The sequence below is a fragment of the Actinomadura latina NBRC 106108 genome, from assembly GCF_001552195.1.
Lineage (GTDB): Bacteria > Actinomycetota > Actinomycetes > Streptosporangiales > Streptosporangiaceae > Spirillospora > Spirillospora latina.
On record NZ_BCQS01000026.1, the window covers coordinates 50,546 to 68,358 of the forward strand.

At 67.3% G+C, this 17,813-nt stretch carries 16 protein-coding genes and 2 CRISPR repeat arrays; of the genes, 8 read left to right on the forward strand and 8 right to left on the reverse strand.

Annotation, left to right across the window (positions count from 1 at the left end; all coding sequences use genetic code 11):
- Window positions 1-103: 103 nt before the first annotated feature.
- Window positions 104-1,128: a CRISPR direct-repeat array (repeat unit 30 nt; unit sequence GTTGCGAACCCTCGTAGGGGCGATGAGGAC).
- Window positions 1,129-1,855: 727 nt separating this feature from the next.
- The 8 genes from AL2_RS27290 (at window position 1,856) to cas2 (ending at window position 9,799) form a co-directional block, all read left to right on the forward strand.
- A complete protein-coding gene (locus AL2_RS27290; RefSeq protein ID WP_245666977.1) occupies window positions 1,856-2,356 on the forward strand; it encodes a CRISPR-associated endoribonuclease Cas6 in 501 nt (166 codons plus the stop codon).
- Window positions 2,357-2,414: 58 nt separating this feature from the next.
- On the forward strand, window positions 2,415-3,836 hold the full coding sequence (locus AL2_RS27295; protein WP_067638475.1) for a hypothetical protein: 1,422 nt from the start codon (window positions 2,415-2,417) through the stop codon (window positions 3,834-3,836).
- A complete protein-coding gene (gene cas7i, locus AL2_RS27300; RefSeq protein WP_067638477.1) occupies window positions 3,833-4,888 on the forward strand; it encodes a type I-B CRISPR-associated protein Cas7/Cst2/DevR in 1,056 nt (351 codons plus the stop codon). Before AL2_RS27295 ends, cas7i begins: the two co-directional genes overlap by 4 nt.
- A gap of 84 nt (window positions 4,889-4,972) precedes the next feature.
- The gene (gene cas5, locus AL2_RS27305) at window positions 4,973-5,626 is read left to right on the forward strand and encodes a CRISPR-associated protein Cas5 (protein ID WP_067638479.1); all 654 of its coding nucleotides are present in this window, start codon (window positions 4,973-4,975) and stop codon (window positions 5,624-5,626) included.
- 17 nt (window positions 5,627-5,643) lie between these two features.
- Window positions 5,644-8,049, forward strand: coding sequence for a CRISPR-associated helicase Cas3' (cas3, locus tag AL2_RS27310; protein ID WP_210747770.1), 2,406 nt, complete (start codon window positions 5,644-5,646; stop codon window positions 8,047-8,049).
- Window positions 8,046-8,543, forward strand: a complete 498-nt coding sequence (locus tag AL2_RS36795; RefSeq protein WP_083946957.1) for a CRISPR-associated protein Cas4 — start codon at window positions 8,046-8,048, stop codon at window positions 8,541-8,543. Before cas3 ends, AL2_RS36795 begins: the two co-directional genes overlap by 4 nt.
- 1 nt (window position 8,544) lies before the next feature.
- Window positions 8,545-9,525: a CRISPR-associated endonuclease Cas1 gene (gene cas1, locus AL2_RS27315; protein WP_067638483.1), complete on the forward strand. Its 981-nt coding sequence runs from the start codon at window positions 8,545-8,547 to the stop codon at window positions 9,523-9,525.
- 10 nt (window positions 9,526-9,535) lie between these two features.
- Window positions 9,536-9,799, forward strand: a complete 264-nt coding sequence (gene cas2 / locus AL2_RS27320) for a CRISPR-associated endonuclease Cas2 (protein ID WP_067638485.1) — start codon at window positions 9,536-9,538, stop codon at window positions 9,797-9,799.
- A 150-nt stretch (window positions 9,800-9,949) separates the two neighbouring features.
- A CRISPR array of direct repeats spans window positions 9,950-11,442; the repeat unit is 30 nt; unit sequence GTCCTCATCGCCCCTACGAGGGTTCGCAAC.
- Window positions 11,443-11,508: 66 nt separating this feature from the next.
- On the opposite strand, the gene AL2_RS27325 is transcribed toward cas2, so the two are convergent.
- From AL2_RS27325 to AL2_RS27360, 8 genes are all read right to left on the reverse strand, one after another.
- Entirely contained in the window at window positions 11,509-12,981 is a 1,473-nt protein-coding gene (locus AL2_RS27325; RefSeq protein WP_157438405.1) for a hypothetical protein, read from the reverse strand.
- Between the two features lie 24 nt (window positions 12,982-13,005).
- Window positions 13,006-13,389 (reverse strand): hypothetical protein, encoded by a 384-nt coding sequence (locus AL2_RS27330; protein WP_067638489.1) that lies wholly within the window; start codon window positions 13,387-13,389, stop codon window positions 13,006-13,008.
- Between the two features lie 120 nt (window positions 13,390-13,509).
- On the reverse strand, window positions 13,510-14,274 hold the full coding sequence (locus AL2_RS27335) for a hypothetical protein (RefSeq protein WP_067638491.1): 765 nt from the start codon (window positions 14,272-14,274) through the stop codon (window positions 13,510-13,512).
- 5 nt (window positions 14,275-14,279) lie between these two features.
- Window positions 14,280-14,591 (reverse strand): hypothetical protein, encoded by a 312-nt coding sequence (locus tag AL2_RS27340; protein ID WP_067638493.1) that lies wholly within the window; start codon window positions 14,589-14,591, stop codon window positions 14,280-14,282.
- Between the two features lie 234 nt (window positions 14,592-14,825).
- Window positions 14,826-15,674, reverse strand: a complete 849-nt coding sequence (locus AL2_RS27345; protein ID WP_067638495.1) for a hypothetical protein — start codon at window positions 15,672-15,674, stop codon at window positions 14,826-14,828.
- 55 nt (window positions 15,675-15,729) lie between these two features.
- Complete coding sequence (locus tag AL2_RS27350) at window positions 15,730-16,554, reverse strand: hypothetical protein (RefSeq protein WP_067638497.1); 825 nt, start codon at window positions 16,552-16,554, stop codon at window positions 15,730-15,732.
- 44 nt (window positions 16,555-16,598) lie between these two features.
- Window positions 16,599-17,396: a hypothetical protein gene (locus AL2_RS27355; RefSeq protein ID WP_067638499.1), complete on the reverse strand. Its 798-nt coding sequence runs from the start codon at window positions 17,394-17,396 to the stop codon at window positions 16,599-16,601.
- On the reverse strand, window positions 17,393-17,806 hold the full coding sequence (locus AL2_RS27360) for a DUF4913 domain-containing protein (RefSeq protein WP_067638501.1): 414 nt from the start codon (window positions 17,804-17,806) through the stop codon (window positions 17,393-17,395). The genes AL2_RS27355 and AL2_RS27360 overlap by 4 nt, the downstream gene beginning before the upstream one ends.
- Between the last annotated feature and the right edge of the window lie 7 nt (window positions 17,807-17,813).

Consider the following 17,813-nt stretch of genomic DNA (forward strand, 5'->3'; position numbering starts at 1 on the left):
GGGCGATGAGGAACGCGAGTGGTACCACCAGGGACCGGTTGCGAACCCTCGTAGGGCGATGAGGACGGCAGGAGTCCTCGGCCCGGTAGGTCCGCGGCACCGCGTTGCGAACCCTCGTAGGGGCGATGAGGACTCAAGGGCCTGCCCGCCACCTGACCACCCCTTCTGCGCGTTGCGAACCCTCGTAGGGGCGATGAGGACATGCGGATGTTCCTCGACCGGCGCGAGGAGTTCGCGTTGCGAACCCTCGTAGGGGCGATGAGGACTGGGTCCTGACGTCGAAGGAATGGCACCGCACCGAGTTGCGAACCCTCGTAGGGGCGATGAGGACGACCGCCTCCATAGGCGAGGTCATGCCCGCCGCGCTGTTGCGAACCCTCGTAGGGGCGATGAGGACGATCGCCGCGGCGTACACGGCGGCCAGGACCGCGCGTTGCGAACCCTCGTAGGGGCGATGAGGACCAGCAAGGCGCGGCGGGCCCTTGTCCCGCCAGCAGGACATGTTGCGAACCCTCGTAGGGGCGATGAGGACGCCGCCGACGCCCGCGACGGCCGCGCCCACGAATGCCGGTTGCGAACCCTCGTAGGGGCGATGAGGACCTGCTCGACGAGCAGGACGGAGACGCCGATGAGTGACCGTTGCGAACCCTCGTAGGGGCGATGAGGACCCCTGCCCGCATGGGCGCAGGTGCCGCCGCAGCCGTTGCGAACCCTCGTAGGGGCGATGAGGACTCGGGAACGTGCCGTTCGCGAACGTGACGGTCAGGTTGCGAACCCTCGTAGGGGCGATGAGGACGGATGTGGCGGCCGGCAGCGCGTTCATCTTCGGCGAGTTGCGAACCCTCGTAGGGGCGATGAGGACAGGTTGTTCTGCATGTCCTGCAGCGAGCGGGCGCCGTGTTGCGAACCCTCGTAGGGGCGATGAGGACACCGCGACGTGGAGGATGGGCGCGTCCCAGAACACTTGTTGCGAACCCTCGTAGGGGCGATGAGGACACCGAGGCCGGGAGCTCCCCGCGCGACCGAGCGCTCCGTTGCGAACCCTCGTAGGGGCGATGAGGACCGGCTCGTTGAACGGCCCGACCCGGCCGGGCCCGCGTTGCGAACCCTCGTAGGGGCGATGAGGACCCCATGGTAAAGCCGCAGGTGGGGCATGGCTCATGAGCCGTGGTTTCGGCCGATTCTTCAGCGACCCTCCGGTTGTGCAGTTGGGCCCGGTGTGTCGCTGAAATCGCGGGCAGAGCGGTACCCGATATCTGGGACTTTGGCCAGTTCGAACAGTCCTGGCGATGAACCCCTCGTAGGGGCGATGAGGGCGGGTTTGCGGAATGCGTCCAGCAAGGAACCCAACCAGTTGCGACTCCCCACGGGTAGCGCCTGGCAAGGCGATCTTGCTCAGCATAGCTCTGAGTGGAGCCAGGGCCACATGCGGACAGGGTTACTCGTGGTTAGCTTCTTTGCTTTTGAAGGTCTCTGAGGCGATTGCCGTGTAGCGTCCGGGACCGGGCGAGAAGCTGCGACTCACGTTCGCAGGCAGGTCTGACAAGAACCGTCCATCGGAACCATGTGAAGGCCGGGTCTTCGGCCGGTACCGAGGACGAGGAAAGGACGGGGCGCAGTGCGGTTACAGGTGAATTTCCACACGGGGGCTCGTGAGCTGGAATGGGACGAGGTGTTGGCTCCGGGGCGGGCCCTGTCCTACGCGCTGCTGGAGCGAGGGGCGCCCGAGCTGGGGCGGACCCTGCACCAGTCGGGCTGGGGGCCGCACGGATTGGTCCCATTCGGCTATGGGGCGCCGGTCTTTCCGGCGGCGAAGCGGCGTCGCGGTGTCTACGCCGCTGAGGGTCCGGGAGTTGTGGAGTTCGGAAGTCCGCTGCTCGCCGTGGTCGAGGGATGGGCCAAGGCGCTGGCGTCGATGCCGGTGCTGGCGTGGGGCGCGACCGCCTTCATCGTCGACAACGTCGAGCCGGTGGAGGCTCCGGAGTTCCCGTCCGGGAAGGCGGTGTTCCGGACGGTGACGCCGGTGGTGATGAAAGGCGCGGGACGCGACGAGTCGGGGGTCCGCACTCGCCGGCAGGCGTGGTGCCTTCCGGGGGAGCCGGAGTGGGACGCCTACGTGCAGGGCAACCTGCGGCGCAAAGCGGTGACCATGGGCCTGGACCCAGAGGTCACGCTGGAGAACGTCGGGTGGATCGGCCCGAAGCGCTCGTTCTCGGTGGGGAGTGGAGGGGGCGGAAAGAAGCCGGGCGCCTGCGTTGAAGTCATGGTGTCCGGTGCCCCCGAGACGCTTTCTGCTCTGCACTCATGGGGTCTGGGGCAGGCCAACAGCGCCGGGATGGGCTGGATCGGTGCCTGACTCCACGCCGGACGTCTTAGGAACCGCGCCGATTGGGGCACCCCGGAGGTCGTCGGGTATGGCTGATGATTCGGCTGACCCCCGGTCCCTGGTGCTGACCGCGAGCCCGTTGCAGCGCGTGGGGGCGTTCGCGCTGGCGGAGCTCGCCGAGGTGAGTCATCCGCAGGACCTGACGGGGCAGACCCTCGCCGACGTCGTGGCGTTGATGACCAGGCATCTTCTGGAGACGGTCAAGGTCGCGAAGGCTGCAGACCCCGGCGGTTTCTGGTTGGGGGCGAGTTATCTGCTCTGGCCCAACTCGAAGCTGAATCCGACCGCGCGCGGGAAACAGTCCCCTGCGGAGCGGGAGAAGCTGATCCGTGAGTGGCGGGCTTGGCCTGACTCCGCCGGCTGGCCAGGCGTGCCGTGTGCGTATTGCGGACGTGCGGCCTGTGACTGGTACGGGAAGGTCGACATTCCGCTCGGGGCGAGCGTCGCGCATCGCAACACCACCGCGCCGGGCCAGGAGGGCACGCCGCTGTGTTATCCGTGTGTGGCCAGTCTCTGGGCGTTCCCCTATGGGGCATCGCTGTCGGGTGGCCGTGCGGCACTGATGCACTCCTGGGACGACGCATTCCTGGAAAGAATGACCAGGACAACGGTCGTCCGAACCTTGCAGCAGGCCGCCGCAGGGCCGTCCAAAGGGGAGAAGCCGGGCCCGTACGCGCGTGAGTTGTGGGTCCTCCGTGCCGTGCGCGCCTACAGCCAGCGGATCACCTCCGGCGTGGAACTGCTCGTCCTGTCCAACTCCAACAAGGAACAGTTGCTCGCGACCCACGAGTTGACCCAGCCCGTCGCGGAATGGCTGCGCTCCACGAACAAGGACTCTGAGCGCCGCGCTGGATACACGACCTTGGTCGCGACTCAGGGAACCAAGCAGGTCCCGGGTGAGGCGTTCCTGGCCAAGCGGGCGTTCACCCGGCCCGCTCAAGTCGTGGACTTCGCCATCGGTCATGTCCTGGGCCAGATCTCGCCGACGGTACTCATTCCGGCTGAGACCAGAATCCTGGCCCCGCTCCTGTACTCCTACTGCCACGAGGTGCTGACCATGGACGACAAGGACGTCGAACGGATCAAGGAACTGGCGGGTCGGCTGGCCGCGCTGCTGGGGCAGGACAACCGCCCGGGGCCGTTCCGCGACTTCATCCGCGCGAACAGCAAGGGCGGCAACCTGTACGGCTGGTTCCGCTCGAAGGGTGTCGACTGGCTGCTGTTCCCGCGTCCCGAGGGCACCTCGCCGGTGCTGCTCCCGGTGCAGGACTACCGGTTGCTGTTCGAGGACGAGCGGTCCTGGTCCTGGCGGCGGCTGCTGGTGTTCGCCGTCCTGGAGGCGCTGGCCGAGGCGGGTTGGGAGCCCAAGGGCTCGCAGGAGGAACTCCAAGAGATCAAGGACCTGGCCGACGCCGCCGGCGGCGACCAGGAGGAAGGGGCGGAACAGTGACGTTCCTGGTGGGGCAGCAGATTCTGGAGATCAAGGCCGGAGCGCCGAACAACGGCCGCGGCGAGGACAACCGCGGCATGGTCAAGCAGTTCGCGGTCGGCCGGGGGGACAAGTACCCGTACGTGTCGGCGCAGGCGGGCCGACGGTGGCTTCGCGACAGCCTGCCCGCCGGTGAGCCGACCTCGCCGGTGATCCGCAGCGGTGAAGGCAAGAAGCAGCAGGCCTACACCCGTGGCCGCCCCGACCTGTACCTGGACGACGACCTGTTCGGCTACATGATCGCGGTCAAGGCGGACGAGGCCGGGGCGAAGAAGGGCGAGTCGAAGACGTTCATGCGCGACACCGTCCTGGCCACCGGCACCCTGGTGTCGGTCGTGCCCAGCAGGCCGGTCATGGACTTCGGGACGATGAGCCGGGACTTCGAGCCCGGCACCCACCCCGTCATCCACGAGCACGAGATGTACACCGCGGACCTGGCTGGCGACCTGCTTCTGGACCTGCCGCGCGTCGGGACGTTCGAAACCGGCGGCAGGACGACCAAGGCCGCGCTGCCCCATTGGTTGGCAGACGAGGTCATCGAGAAAGGCGGCAGCGAGGTCGTCCTGCGCGGCGTGCAGTGCGTGCGGCTGCCGATCGACGAACGGCGCCGCCGCGTGGCGGTGCTGCTGCGGACGATGGCGATGGTCAAGGGCGGCGCCAAGCAGTCGGCCCACTACGGCGACCGCACGCCGGGCCTGGTGATCCTGGCTCCGATCAAGGGCGGTACCAACCCGTTCACCAGGGTCGTCCGCGAGCGAGAGAAGACGACGTACTTCGACGCCGACGTCCTGCGCGAGGAGATCGGGGCGTGGTCGGACGAACTGGACGGCCCGGTGCGGATCGGATGGGCGCCGGGTTTCCTGGGCACCCAGCGTGACCGGGCGAGCAGTGATCTCGCCGACCTGGTCAAGGACGAGAAGCTGGTCCTGGGCCACCCGCGCACGGTACTGAACACCCTGGCCGGCGAGATCGAGGCCGGGGATCACGACTCCTGGTTCGACGACCCGGCGTAGGCGCGGGCGCGTCGATCATCGGCCCTTCGAGGGGAGCCTTCGCCGTCCACATCGTGCCGTCCAAGCCCATGCAAGGAGCAGACCATGCTCGAGGCTCTGGAGCTGACCGTCACCGCTCCGGTCGTCAGTTTCCGTAACCCTCTCTACGACGGGCTACAGGTCGGGCTGCCCTGTCCGCCGCCGTCCACGGTCGGCGGGATGCTCGCCGCCGCGGCCGGAGGCTGGGACCGGGTCCCCCGCAACACCCGTTTCGGGATGACCTTCCGCGCCGCCGGCTCGGGCACCGACCTGGAGACCTACCATCCCCTCGGCAGCCCCGGCACCTCGACCAACGTCACCATCAAGGACCGCGACTTCCTCGCCCACGTGACGCTGACCGTATGGCTCACCGAAGACATCGGCCTGTGGACGGGTGCGATCCGCCGCCCGGTCTGGCCGCTGCGCCTTGGCCGCAGCCAGGACCTGGTCACGGCCACCACCCGGCACGTCGAACTGGCTGCGTCCGCCGGCCGTCAGGGACATGCCGTCGTCCCCTTCGACGTACCGGACGCGGTCGGCACGGCGATGCGGTTGACGACCGTCATCTCCGATGACCGCGCCCGCTTCAAATGGGACAGCTACCGATACGCGCCATCGGGAGCCCGCACCGACATCGACACCGGTCTGGCCACCGAGCAGGGACAGGCCGTCGCGATGCTCCCTCCCGTCCATCCGGACCACTTGGCCCCCGTCGTCTGAAGTTCTTGGAGCAGTCCGTGAGGAATCTGCGCGCGAAGAGCTCCACCAAGCCGGGCGTGCCCGGCGAACTGCTGACCAGTCACCTGCTCAACACCCTGGAAGCCGTCGAGGCGATCCGGGCGCGGATCGGTGGTATCCCTGGCCTGCCCGCCGAGTTCTGGACCTGGGCGGCGCTCGCCGCGCTCCTTCACGACACCGGGAAACTGCCGGACGGCTTCCAGCGGATGATCGGCAACACCCGCCAGGAGCCGGCGGCCTGGGGTGAACGGCACGAGGTGCTCTCCCTGGGATTCGTGGAGCTTCTGCTCAAGGGCCTTCCCGATGAACAACGCGACTGGGTCGCGGCCGCAGTGGCAGGCCATCACCGTCCGTTCACCTCGGGTCTCGATGCACCGCCCAAACTGCCCCTGATCACCCAGTACGGCGACGATCAAGCCGAGGACTTCGCCCGCCGCTTCGCTCCGGCCGACCAGAGCCAGCTGGCCGATCTCTTGGAGTGGTTGCATGCCACCGGCCTCCGCCACCATTTACCGGTCGCCGGATCCGTCCCACGCGCGGACTTACGGCAACTGACAGGCGCCGCCCACCGCCTTTTCCAGAAGCTCGCGGACCGGTGGGATCTGGCTCTCCCAGCCGGTGACGTCAGCGGGCGGACGGCCGTCCTGCTGCTGGGCGTGGTCACCATGGCCGACCACCTTTCATCAGCGCACTCTCCCCTGGAGACCAGACACCCGCTGGACGGGACCTATCTCCGTCGGCTGACGGAACGATTCGCCGCACAAGGCCACACGCTCCGGCCCCAACAGCGCCAAGCCGCCGAGGTCGCCGGCAACCTCCTCCTCCGTTCGTGGACGGGAAGCGGCAAAACCGAAGCCGTCCTGCTTTGGGCGACGACCCAAATCGACGACCTGGCGGCTCGCAACGACTGCAACCCCCGCGTGTTCTACCTGCTGCCCTACCTGGCCAGCATCAACGCGATGACCGTCCGCCTACGCGAAGACCTGAACGCACCCGACGTGATCGGCGTGGCTCATTCGAAGGCGGCCTCGTACCATCTCGCGCAGTCTCTCGCCGACGGCTGCCCTGGCGACGACACCGACCCGGTCGACGCCGCGTCAAAGGCCCATTCCCGCGCGGAAGCGACGAAGAACTTCCGTGAACTCCTGCGCGTCGGCACCCCCTACCAGCTCCTCCGGGGCGCACTGGCCGGCCCCGTCCACTCCGGCATCCTGGCCGACAGCGCCAACTCGATCTTCATCCTGGACGAGCTGCACGCCTACGACGCACGCCGTCTCGGCATGATCCTCGCCATCATGAGCCTCTGGCAGGACCTCGGCGGACGCATCGCCGTGCTCTCCGCGACCCTGCCCACCGCCCTGGCAGAACTGGTGTCCAAGACGCTCGGCGGGCACACGACCCTGGTCGAGCCGCCTGCCGCAAGCCCACCGCCGATCCGCCACCGGCTTCACATTCGCCATGATCACCTCACAGGGGAAGCCTCCCTGGAGGAGATACGCGGACGTCTTGCCGATGGCCAGTCCGTCCTGGTCGTGGCCAACAACATTCGGGACGCGATCACTCTTTACGAGAACCTCCGGCCCCACTGCGTCGAACTCCATGGCGAGGGCTCTGTGCATCTTCTGCACTCGCGGTACCGCCGGATGGACCGAACCGTCATCGAAGCAGCCATCCAGGAACGCTTCGCCAGCGGAAAAGCGCGCCAGCCGGGTCTGCTGGTCGGGACCCAAGCGCTCGAGGTCTCTCTCGATCTCGACCTCGATGCCTGCCACACTTCCGCCGCGGACCTGGAAGCCCTCGTTCAGCGCTTCGGCCGAGTCAACCGGCTCGCCACTCTGGCCCCCGCTCCGGTCATCGTCCACCAGCCCGCATACAACCCCCGACGCGGCGGCGGAGACGAACTGTGGGCCGACGGCGTCTACGAGGCCGAACCCACCGGGCTCGGCTGGGACATCCTCACCAGCCATGACGGACAGACGATCGATGAACAAGTCATCACCAAGTGGCTCGACGAAATCTACGCCAGCCCTTGGGGAGGAAAATGGTCCGAAGAAGTCAGCTATCACCGAGAGAGCTTTGAGAAGTCATTTCTGAGATTCCGTCAGCCTTTCGATGACCGCTCTGGTCTTGCGGAGGCCTTCGACGCACAGTTCGACGGAACCGAAGCAATACTGAAAGAAGACCACGAGAACTATCGGGCCGCGCTGGAGAGGGGGGCGAGGAAGACCGGCCGTCTCTACGCAGACCAGTACCTCATTCCATTGCCTTCATGGGCAGTAAGACTCGGTTCCTACGACAAGCGCCTCAAAGTTCACATCATCGACGCTGAATATGATTCCGAGCTGGGATTGCGGGACATCCGCGATGACCCGCAACAGGTATATCAAGCGGGTGAGATCCTTTGATCGGTGCCGACGATGTTGGTGGCGTCCACATCAAGTACCTCTACCACTGTCCTCGACAACTGTGGCTCTATGTCCGCGGCGTCCGTCCCGAGCACCTGAGCGGAAGCGTCCAACTCGGCGAAGCCGTGCACGATACCTCCTACACCCGCAGCAGCCCCATCGACCTGGGCGCGGCCAAACTCGACTTCATCGACGGCCAAAGCTGGGTTCACGAAGTCAAATCATCGACCAGACCGACTCCAGCGGACGAAGCACAGGGACGCCACTACTGCCACCGCCTCGAACAGGTCGGCATCGACGCCAAAGGTGCGATCTTGCATTACCCAAAGACTCGTCGCACTCACCGTTACCCCTACACGCCGGAAGCCGCCCAGCAGGCACAAGCCGACATCGCCGACGTCCTCGCGGTTGCCGCAGCACCCTTGTCTCCCGAGCGACTCTCGCGTTCCGCCTGCAGGGGATGCAGCTTCACCGACTACTGCTGGACGGAATGACATGCCCGCCGCCGCACGTACCTACTGGCTCACCAGTCCATGCCGAATTCGCCGCAAGGACGAATCACTCGTCATCGAGCGCGAGTCGGCCGGCAAGGTCCACATCCCCATCACGGACGTCCGCGACATCGTCGCCTGCGCTGAAACCGACATCAACACCTCCGTCGTCGCACTCCTGAACCGCCACCGGATCAACGTTCACCTCCTGAGCTACTACGGCGACTACGCCGGATCGCTCCTCACCTCCGACACAAGCACGTCCGGTGAAACCGTCCTGGCCCAGGCCCGACTCGCCGAGGACCCCGAAGCGGCTCTCCACGTCGCCCGCGCCATCGTGGACTCCGCGGCCTTCAACGTCCGTCGGGTCATCGACCGGAACCTACTCGCGCGGCCATACGCCGTACTGCAGGAGAACCTCGAATCAGCAGTGAGTCCCGCCCACCTCATGGGCATCGAAGGAACGTTCCGCCGATCAGCATGGGAGGTCCTCGACACCAAGCTCCCCGACTGGCTACAGCTCGGCGGGCGCAGCCGACGCCCGCCGAAGAACGCCGGCAACGCATTCATCAGCTACGTCAACGGCATCACCTATGCACGCATACTGACGGCCCTGCGCCTCACACCTCTCCACACGGGCATCGCCTTCCTGCACAGCAGCATGGAGCGCCAGCGCCACTCCCTGGTCCTCGACCTTTCAGAAATGTTCAAACCGCTGTTCGCTGAACGGCTACTCCTGCGGATGGCCACACGCAACCAGCTCAAAGAGCACCACTTCGACAGCGAAGCCAACCAGGCCATGCTGAGCGAAAGCGGCCGCAAGCTCGTCGTCCAAGCCGTCCGTGACGAACTCGCCGTCACCGTCACCCACCGTGCCCTCGGCCGCCCAGCCGCCTACGACGAACTGCTCTACCTCGACGCACTCGCGCTCACCCGACGATGCCTCGAAGGAACCCCGTACAAACCGTTCAGGATCTGGTGGTGAAGGACGCGCCGTGCACGTCATCGTGGTCTACGACACCGCAGCCGAACGGAACCCCCGCATCCTGCGGACCTGCCGCAAGTACCTGCACCACGTCCAGCGCAGCGTCTTCGAAGGCCAGGTCAGCGCAGCCCAACTACGACGCTTCCAAGCAGAAGTCGAGACCCTCCTGGACCTCAGCTACGACAACGTCATCGTGTACACCTTCCCGCCCGGGACGACCCCCATCCGGCACGCATGGGGCGCTGCTGAACCAGCCCCGACCGACGTCCTGTAGTCCCACTGCGGTACCCCGAACGCACCGGAGTCGATCAAGGAAATTTCAGCGACACGCCGGGCTCAACTGCACGACCGGAGGGTCGCTGAAGAATCGACCGAAAACGCGCCTCATAAGCCACGTCCCACCTGCAGCTTTACCATGGGGCCGGTCCTCATCGCCCCTACGAGGGTTCGCAACAGCGCGACGGCGCGCGGCAGGAAGTGGCCTGCGGGTCCTCATCGCCCCTACGAGGGTTCGCAACAGCCGCCCGTGGTTGGCGAGGACCTGCAGGACCAGGGGTCCTCATCGCCCCTACGAGGGTTCGCAACGTGTGCTGTGTCCCGCCGGTGGCGGCGTTCCAGAATGGTCCTCATCGCCCCTACGAGGGTTCGCAACCCGATGTTCTGGCTCGTCGCGGTCGGCACCCTGACGCGTCCTCATCGCCCCTACGAGGGTTCGCAACGCGACGACCGTCCCGGCGCCGTCGGCGAGCTGGAAAGGTCCTCATCGCCCCTACGAGGGTTCGCAACGGCCTTTTGTCCATGGTGATGGTGCCGACGGGGGTCCTCATCGCCCCTACGAGGGTTCGCAACCGGCTTCGAGGCCGGCGCCGTGATTGCGTCCCTCGTCCTCATCGCCCCTACGAGGGTTCGCAACGGCGTACACGGTGAACCGGGCGGTGGCGTGGTGCCCGGGTCCTCATCGCCCCTACGAGGGTTCGCAACTACCAGCCCGCCGCCGCTGGGATGCCCGCGTCGTGGGGTCCTCATCGCCCCTACGAGGGTTCGCAACGCGCCGCTCACCTTGGACACGGCGCGGTGGGACGGGCGGTCCTCATCGCCCCTACGAGGGTTCGCAACATCCGCCACTCGTCCTGGTAGCCGGGGCGGTCGGCGTCCTCATCGCCCCTACGAGGGTTCGCAACAGCGGCCTGCCGGGGTCACCGGGGAAGCCCGGCCCGTGTCCTCATCGCCCCTACGAGGGTTCGCAACCCGGTCTGGTCGCCGCGGGCCGCAAGACCGGGTGGCGCCGGTCCTCATCGCCCCTACGAGGGTTCGCAACGCGTGAACCTGATGCGCCTGTCGCACCTGACCGGTGTGTCCTCATCGCCCCTACGAGGGTTCGCAACATTCCTGCTGCTGCGAGTAGACGGTTCAGGGCGGCGAGTCCTCATCGCCCCTACGAGGGTTCGCAACACAAGGCCGCGAAGGGCGAGGACGCCCCGATCAAGGCGTCCTCATCGCCCCTACGAGGGTTCGCAACCGGATCCCGCCGTCGGCGGCACCGGCCTGGCCGGGGGCGTCCTCATCGCCCCTACGAGGGTTCGCAACACCGGGCATGGGTCGAGGAGACGATCCGCGAGCACGGCGTCCTCATCGCCCCTACGAGGGTTCGCAACTGGTCGTGGATCACCACCCCCCTACTCACCGTTCACGTCCTCATCGCCCCTACGAGGGTTCGCAACTTCACTTTCCCCCCTTGCGTCGGGTGGCGCGCAGTGGTCCTCATCGCCCCTACGAGGGTTCGCAACCCGAACGGTTCGGGCTCCCCTCCCTCGCCCCCGACGCGTCCTCATCGCCCCTACGAGGGTTCGCAACATGGCGTCGCAGTACGGCGGCGTGCAGGGCCCGGTCCTCATCGCCCCTACGAGGGTTCGCAACACGTGGAACGGGATGCCGGGCCGTCCTCCGACCTTGGTCCTCATCGCCTCGTCGGACGTACTCTCTTTATTTGTTGCGCTTGATATATTGGCGGTGGTCGCTTATGGGTGCTGTGGTGGGAATATTGGACACGGAACTGCTGGCGGTGGGCGGAAACTCGGTTGCGGCCAGATATGCTTGATATTGTTCGGTTCCTGCTGTTGCTCGAAGGCTAATTAGGTTTACCTCTTCCTGCACGGGATGGGAGAGGCCGGCCAGATGGTGGATGGCCTGGCTGAGGGTGGTGATGGCTTGGCGGCCGTTGGTTTGAGCTGTGTTGTAGCGGGTTGAGAGTTTGCGGGCTGATGCTGGTACGCGTGGTCGGTGGGTGGGGTATTTCTTCTGGCGGTTGAGGGTGCCGATTGCTGCTGCGTCGTTGATGGCGGCGTGGTGGTGGGTGGCGAGGTTGTTGCAGGCTTCGATGGTTTTGAGGGTGATGGTGGCGATTCTTGCTGCGTGGGCGAGGGTGGGGGCAAGTTGGTGGGGTGGTTTGAGGCGGCTGGAGGCGCGGGGGCTTGGGGTCCATGCGGGGTCGGTGTGGATGAGGCGGCCGAGCCGAATGATGAGGTCGCTTGCGTCGGTTGCGGGGCCGTTGGCGGGGTGGCCGTAGTGTCCGATGTGCTCGTCCCAGTGCCGGACGATGCTTCTCCAGGTGATGCCGACGTATTTCAGGTCGGTCGCCGCCTGTTTGAGTGCCGATAGGTGGTCGGGTTCGTTGAGTTCGTTGGCGCGATGGATCAGTTGGCGGATGGTTTTGGTGTTGAGGTCGCAGATGATGGCGGCTGCTCGGGCGAGGTAGCGCCAGGTGGTGATCGATGTGGGTGACGCGGGATTGCTGAGCCGGTAGATGCTGGCGTTGATGCCGGCCAGGGCTTGCTCGTTGGTTTCGCCGACCTTGGGCGGGATGCGGTCGGGGGTGTGGTGAACCGGGATGGCGGTGATAGGTGGCGGGTTCTGGTCTTCGCTGTAGATGCGGGCGATGACCGCAGCTTTCAGTAGAAGTGGTCCGGCCTGATCGGCGGGTGCGGGGATGCGGTAGGCGAGGCGGCCGAGGGTGGCGGTATGGACGCTGAGTTGGCGCAGCAGGGAGCGGGCGGTGTCGGGTGCGGCGATCAAAGCGGCGTTCGCTGATATCGCTTGGTCGGAGGTGGTGGGGAAGTGGGTGGACAGTAGATCCAGACCGCAGCCCAGGGCGATGGAGGCGGCGCGGAGTTTCTGGGCCAGTGGCGACCGTGGGAGTTCGGTGTCTGCGGGTGGGCCGAGAAGGTGTTCGGCTTGCTGGACGAGGATGCCGGCGCGGTGGGCGCCGTCCCGGACTCGGGTTGCGCTGGGGTGCGGGGCACCGAAACCGTTGGCGATCTGGTCGTGGTAGCGGGCGATGACGTGGGTGAGGCGGGCGAGTTCCGGTGTGGTGGCGCGGTCACTGAGGTCGCGGCTGAGGTGTTGGGTGAGGAGTTGCTGTTGCAGGTCGGTGAGGTGCTGGTCGGCGAGCGCGGTCATCTCTCCGAAGGTGGCCATGGGCGCCTACCGGAGGGTGTCGCGGAGGCGTCCGGCGTGCAGGGCGGCTTGGAGGCAGGCCATCTTGTCGTCGGGGTCGCCGGCGAGTTCGGCGGCTCGGACCAGGCTTTGGGAGACCTTGCTTGCGAGGTCGAATAGGGCGTCGGCGGTGGCGTTCTGCTCGGTGTGGTCGTCGGGGAGGGTGGCGTGCAGGGATGGTGCTTGGCGGAGGGCTTGGTGGGCTTGGACGGCTTCGCCTTCGGCCATGCCCCAGGTGATGAAGCCGTCGGGTTGCTGGGTGGCGTAGGAGGTGATGACGCGTTCGGCGTGGGCGAGGTCGTTGAGGGCGTTGTTGAGGATTTCGGTGAACCAGTTGTGTCGGATGTCGTGGTGGTGGCGTTCGTGCGTCATCGCGGTGTCCTCCGGTCTGGACGGCATGGGTGGTCGTGGGCATTGCCGGTCCAGACAGACTGGCGCGCGTCCGGACGTGGTGATGGTCGGGCGTGGTGTTGTGGACAAGTGCAGACCGGGTCAGGTGGGTGTCGGGCTTGAGCCGGGAGATGGTGGTGGCTGATCGTGGTCGTGGGGGTGCGGCGCTGCTGCTGCTGGGAGTCTCTGGTCGATGTCGGTGGGGAAGTCCGCGGCGGCTGCCTTGGTGTCGGCCGGTTGATGTCTGCTGGACGGGCGGCGTGGGGTGAGTTCGTCGTGGAGGCGGGTTTGGGGGATGCCACTCCAGGACGACAGTGCGGCCAGGAGGCGCCTGCGGTCGTGTTCGAGGGTGTGCCGGGCCGGTTCTAGTGCGTCCGCGAGCCGGGTGGTGATGGAGATGTAGAGCTGTTCAGCCTGGTCGGCGTGGTGGACGGTGCCCAGGAGCGTCTGGGTGGGCGGGAAGGCGGGTGCGGACGCCAGGTGGGCGGCGGGTTCGGCGTAGATGAAGGGGATGCCGGGGACGGCGACCAGGAAGGACACCTCGGTGTCGGGGCTGGTGGTCTGCCAGCCGATGACGGTGCCGCAGCGGTCGTGCTGGCGGATGAGGCGGACCTGGTCGCCGACCTTGTACGGGGCGTCCTCGGCGACTTCCAAAGCGTTCAGGGCGCGGCCAGTGCTTATCGCGGAGGCGAAGTTGATGCCGTGGTGGTGGGCGTAGTGCTCCAGGTCGCAGACCAGCGCCGCCAGCAGGGCTTCGGCGTAGAAGGCGTCCCGCCGCAGGAGCGAGGGCTTGCCGGGGAAGGCGTCCCGTTCGTAGGCGGTCAGCGCGTTGGTGGCGCGGTCGATGCGCCTGGTGGTGCCAGGCATGGCGCTCACCTCATGGCCGCGGCGACGTTGCCGGTGTGGTGGACCGCTCGCAGGCACGCCACCCGGTCGGCGGGATCGGTGGACTTGGACGCGACGTTGAGGATCGCTTCGGCGACCACCATCACCAGGCCCGTGATGGCCTCGGCGAACTCCTGGACCTCGCCGTCCGGCATGCAGTGCTCGGGCCAGGCGAGGGTGGGCGCCTCAACGAGCGCCCACCAGGCGTCGGACGCTTCGACGAGCGCGGCCTGGTAGGCCTCTTCGGGTGCGTGTTGGGCCAGGACGGTGGTGGCGCGCTCGATCAACTCCAGCCCCATGAAGGCGGCGGCGAGGAGAGCGGGCAGGGATTCGGCGGTCTTGATCTGGCGGGTGGCGTAGTCGAAGAAGTGCTTCAGCGGAACCTCCGTGGGTGTCCGACGCCCTGGCCTTGTTAGGCAAGGCAGTCGAAATCTGATGACTAGGATTGATGGCCGCCAGCTTCGTTGATCGAGGTACGTGCATGCAGTGTGGTGATGCGCGTGTCGCGGTGAGTTTCTGCAGGTAAAGCTGGCTTAGCGGTGGCGGTGGCGGTGGCGGTGGTGGCGTGTGTCGGGAGAACCCGTGAGGCGCTGTGGCTGTGGCGAGTCGGGTAGGCGTTCGGCGAGCCCTTGGTTGAGCGGGACGGGAAAGGCCTGCGCGGCGAGCTGAGCCGGTCCCAGCCGCGTGCCCGCTTCTGGGGGCTTGGGTTGCGAGGCGGTGAGGCGTGGTTCCACCTTGGCCAAGAGCAGGTCGGTGACGTCGTGGGTGTCCATGCCGTTCCACGTCACCAGGGCGTCCAGCAGGACGCGGCGGTCGTCGAGATCTTGCTGCTGGGGTTGGATGCCGCTGAGGTCGGCTCGGCCGATGCGGGTCATGGTCTCGGCGAGCGTCTCCTCGGCTTGGAGCGGATCGTTGATGACGCCTTGCGTGGTGGACGTGGCGGGGAAGGGCGGGGCCGGTTCCAGGTCGGCGGCGATGATGGTGCGGCTGCTGGTCTGGCCGAGGAAGCGGACGTCGTACTCGGTCGGGCCGTCGTGGGGGACGAGGAGTCCGGTGACGGTGCCGCGGGTCGGTGCGCCGAGCAGGATCGCCTCGTCGGCGGCCGGCCCGTCGAGCTGGACGGTCGCGCCGATGGCGAGGACGTCGGGGCTGCTGTGTTCGCTGAGGTAGTAGCCGTTGGCCTGGGCGAGGATGTCGTTGAACTCCAGGCCGCGGTGGTCGGCGTAGTGCATCAGGTCGATCAGTAGATCGCCGAGGAGTTCGCGGGCGTGGGTGTTGTTGCTGCGGTGGTCGAGGTGCTCGGTCTCCTCGAAGAGCGCTTGGAAGGAGTCCAGGGCGGCGGCTCCGAACTCGGCGAACTCTGCGGCGCTGGCTTCGGCCATGCAACCTCCATGGGTGTCGGTTTCCCGGTTGTGCGGTGGGCGGGAAGCTGGACGGTCAGGGGCGGTGCCTGCGCGGACGTGGCGGGTCGTCCGGCTTGCGCCTGGTGCTGGCTGGTGAGTCTTGAGCGGGGAGGGGGCCTGGTCCCTGGGGGAACTCGGTGGCGGCCAACCGGGCCGCCGCATCGGGGCCGGGAGGGTGCTTCGCCGGTTTCTGGGCGGCGTCGATGATGCGGTCGTAGAGGTGGCGCATGATGGCGTCGGGTCGGCCGCCGGACCAGGCGCCCAGCCGCAGCGTCAGCTGCGCCAGGTCGGTCAGCGCCTGCTCATCGGGCACCAGGCCGTTGTTGGCGGCGCGCTTGAGCCGGACGGCGATGTCGATGATCGTCGATTCGGCGTCCCGGGCGTCGGACACGACTCCGGCCGTCCGGGTGGGCAGGGGCAGCAGCGAGTCGGCCGGTTCCAGTTCGGACGCGCTGACGTGCAGGCCTTCGTTGATGCCGGGGATGCGGACCGTGCATTGGGGTTCGCCGTCGGGTGCGGTGGCCAGGGCGGTGAGGAACCCGCGCCACAGCGGATAACGCGGCTTGGCGCCAGTGGCAGTGCGTTCCTGCCGGAACTGGACCTCGGTGCCGAGCCGGAAGCTGTAGCTGGGGTCATGGTCGGGCCCGTCGCGGTCGAGCCGCTGCTGGTGCAGTTCGGCGAAGGTGCCGTGGACGTCGAGGGCGCGGCCGTCGGCGTAGCGGGCCAGTTGCTCGATGAGCGAGGTGATGAGCGGTTCGGCCAGGGTCGGGTCGGACCGGTGGCTATGGACGTGGTCGGGCAGTAGTTGGTGCTGGTAGGCGTCGAGTGTGGCGGCGACGGCCTCATCGTGGTCGGACATTGCTGTACCTCCGAAAGCTGAGCCGGGGAACGCAGGGGTGGTGGTCACATCTGCCGGGGATGCGGGTTCGCGCGCGGGGGATCTGGGCGGCTGGACGACGACGATGCGGCGGGCTGTTCGCCGGCCAGGAGGGCGGCGATGTCGTTGGGGAAGCCGGCCGCGGCACGTCGGGCGGTCGAGGACCAGTCGTCGGGGGCGCGGTGGATCTGGCCTGCCCGGTAGCGAAGGTGCTGCAGCACGTGCTCGGGCTTGGTGCCCGACCAGGTGGCCAGTGCGGTGGACAACTCGGCCAGGTCCGCCAGCACGCGCGGGTCGGCGTCGGCTTCGCGGTGCCCGGCCGGTAGGCGGGTGAGCAGGTCGGTGATGGTGTCTTCGGCGGCACTGGCGCTGAACACGGTCCCGGCGGTGCGGGTCGACAGCGGCACCATGCGGGTCGCCGGCACCAGCGCTGAGGTGCCGGTGTGCTGCGGGTCGATGATCCCCGGGATTCGCAGCACGCCTTCGGCGTCCTGCCCGGGACCGGAGGATCTCAGTTCGGTGATGAACCCCCGATAGGGCTCGGCGTCGTGGTCGCGGAACTGGACCTCGGCGTCCAGACGAAAGCTGTAGCGGGGGTTGGTGATGGCGCCGCCGCGGTCGATGCGGGCCTGGACGAGGGCGTCCAGCAGGTCGACCACGTCCAGGTGGTTGCCGTCGCCATAGTTGATCAGGTCGACGACCAGGGAGTGCAGGAGTCCTTCGGCTTCGGCGCGGTCGCTGCGATGCCCGTTGGCCAGGTCGCCGAACAAGTACTGCTCGTAGGCGTCCAGTGCCAGTGCGGCGGCCTCCATCCGCTCGATCATGCGTCCACCGCGCTCGGAGCCGGGGTCGTCTTGCCGGTGTCGGGGCCGAGCCATCCGGCCGGGACGGCCACGACGCGGGCCTCGTGCGGGGTCAGGTGTTCGTTCTCGGTGCACTGGTAGAAGGGGCCGCGTGGCCCGAGCAGGACGGGGATCTGGTGGTCGAGGTGGTCGCGGTACCACAGGGCCATGCCGGTGGCGCCCTGCAGGCGCATCGCCTCCCAGGCGAACCACAGCGCGGTGAGGCGGGAGATGGCTTCGCCGTGCCGCCACCATTGGGCGCACCAGCGGAACTCGCCGCCGAGGGTGCGGCGATACATCGGGACGAAGTGTCCGCTCACCCAGGCGGTGACATCCGGGTACAGCGACTCGGGGCGCTTGCTGTCGGTCGCGGACGGAGCAGGGTCGGGCATGAAGCCT

Coding starts and splice junctions, on each gene's coding strand:
- AL2_RS27325 (WP_157438405.1), bottom strand. CDS start 12,981: ATGACCGCGCTCGCCGACCAGCACCTCACCGACCTGCAACAGCAACTC.
- AL2_RS27350 (WP_067638497.1), bottom strand. CDS start 16,554: ATGTCCGACCACGATGAGGCCGTCGCCGCCACACTCGACGCCTACCAG.
- AL2_RS27330 (WP_067638489.1), bottom strand. CDS start 13,389: ATGACGCACGAACGCCACCACCACGACATCCGACACAACTGGTTCACC.
- AL2_RS27335 (WP_067638491.1), bottom strand. CDS start 14,274: ATGCCTGGCACCACCAGGCGCATCGACCGCGCCACCAACGCGCTGACC.
- AL2_RS27345 (WP_067638495.1), bottom strand. CDS start 15,674: ATGGCCGAAGCCAGCGCCGCAGAGTTCGCCGAGTTCGGAGCCGCCGCC.
- cas5 (WP_067638479.1), top strand. CDS start 4,973: ATGCTCGAGGCTCTGGAGCTGACCGTCACCGCTCCGGTCGTCAGTTTC.
- AL2_RS27295 (WP_067638475.1), top strand. CDS start 2,415: ATGGCTGATGATTCGGCTGACCCCCGGTCCCTGGTGCTGACCGCGAGC.
- AL2_RS27340 (WP_067638493.1), bottom strand. CDS start 14,591: ATGGGGCTGGAGTTGATCGAGCGCGCCACCACCGTCCTGGCCCAACAC.
- AL2_RS27355 (WP_067638499.1), bottom strand. CDS start 17,396: ATGATCGAGCGGATGGAGGCCGCCGCACTGGCACTGGACGCCTACGAG.
- AL2_RS27360 (WP_067638501.1), bottom strand. CDS start 17,806: ATGCCCGACCCTGCTCCGTCCGCGACCGACAGCAAGCGCCCCGAGTCG.
- cas1 (WP_067638483.1), top strand. CDS start 8,545: ATGCCCGCCGCCGCACGTACCTACTGGCTCACCAGTCCATGCCGAATT.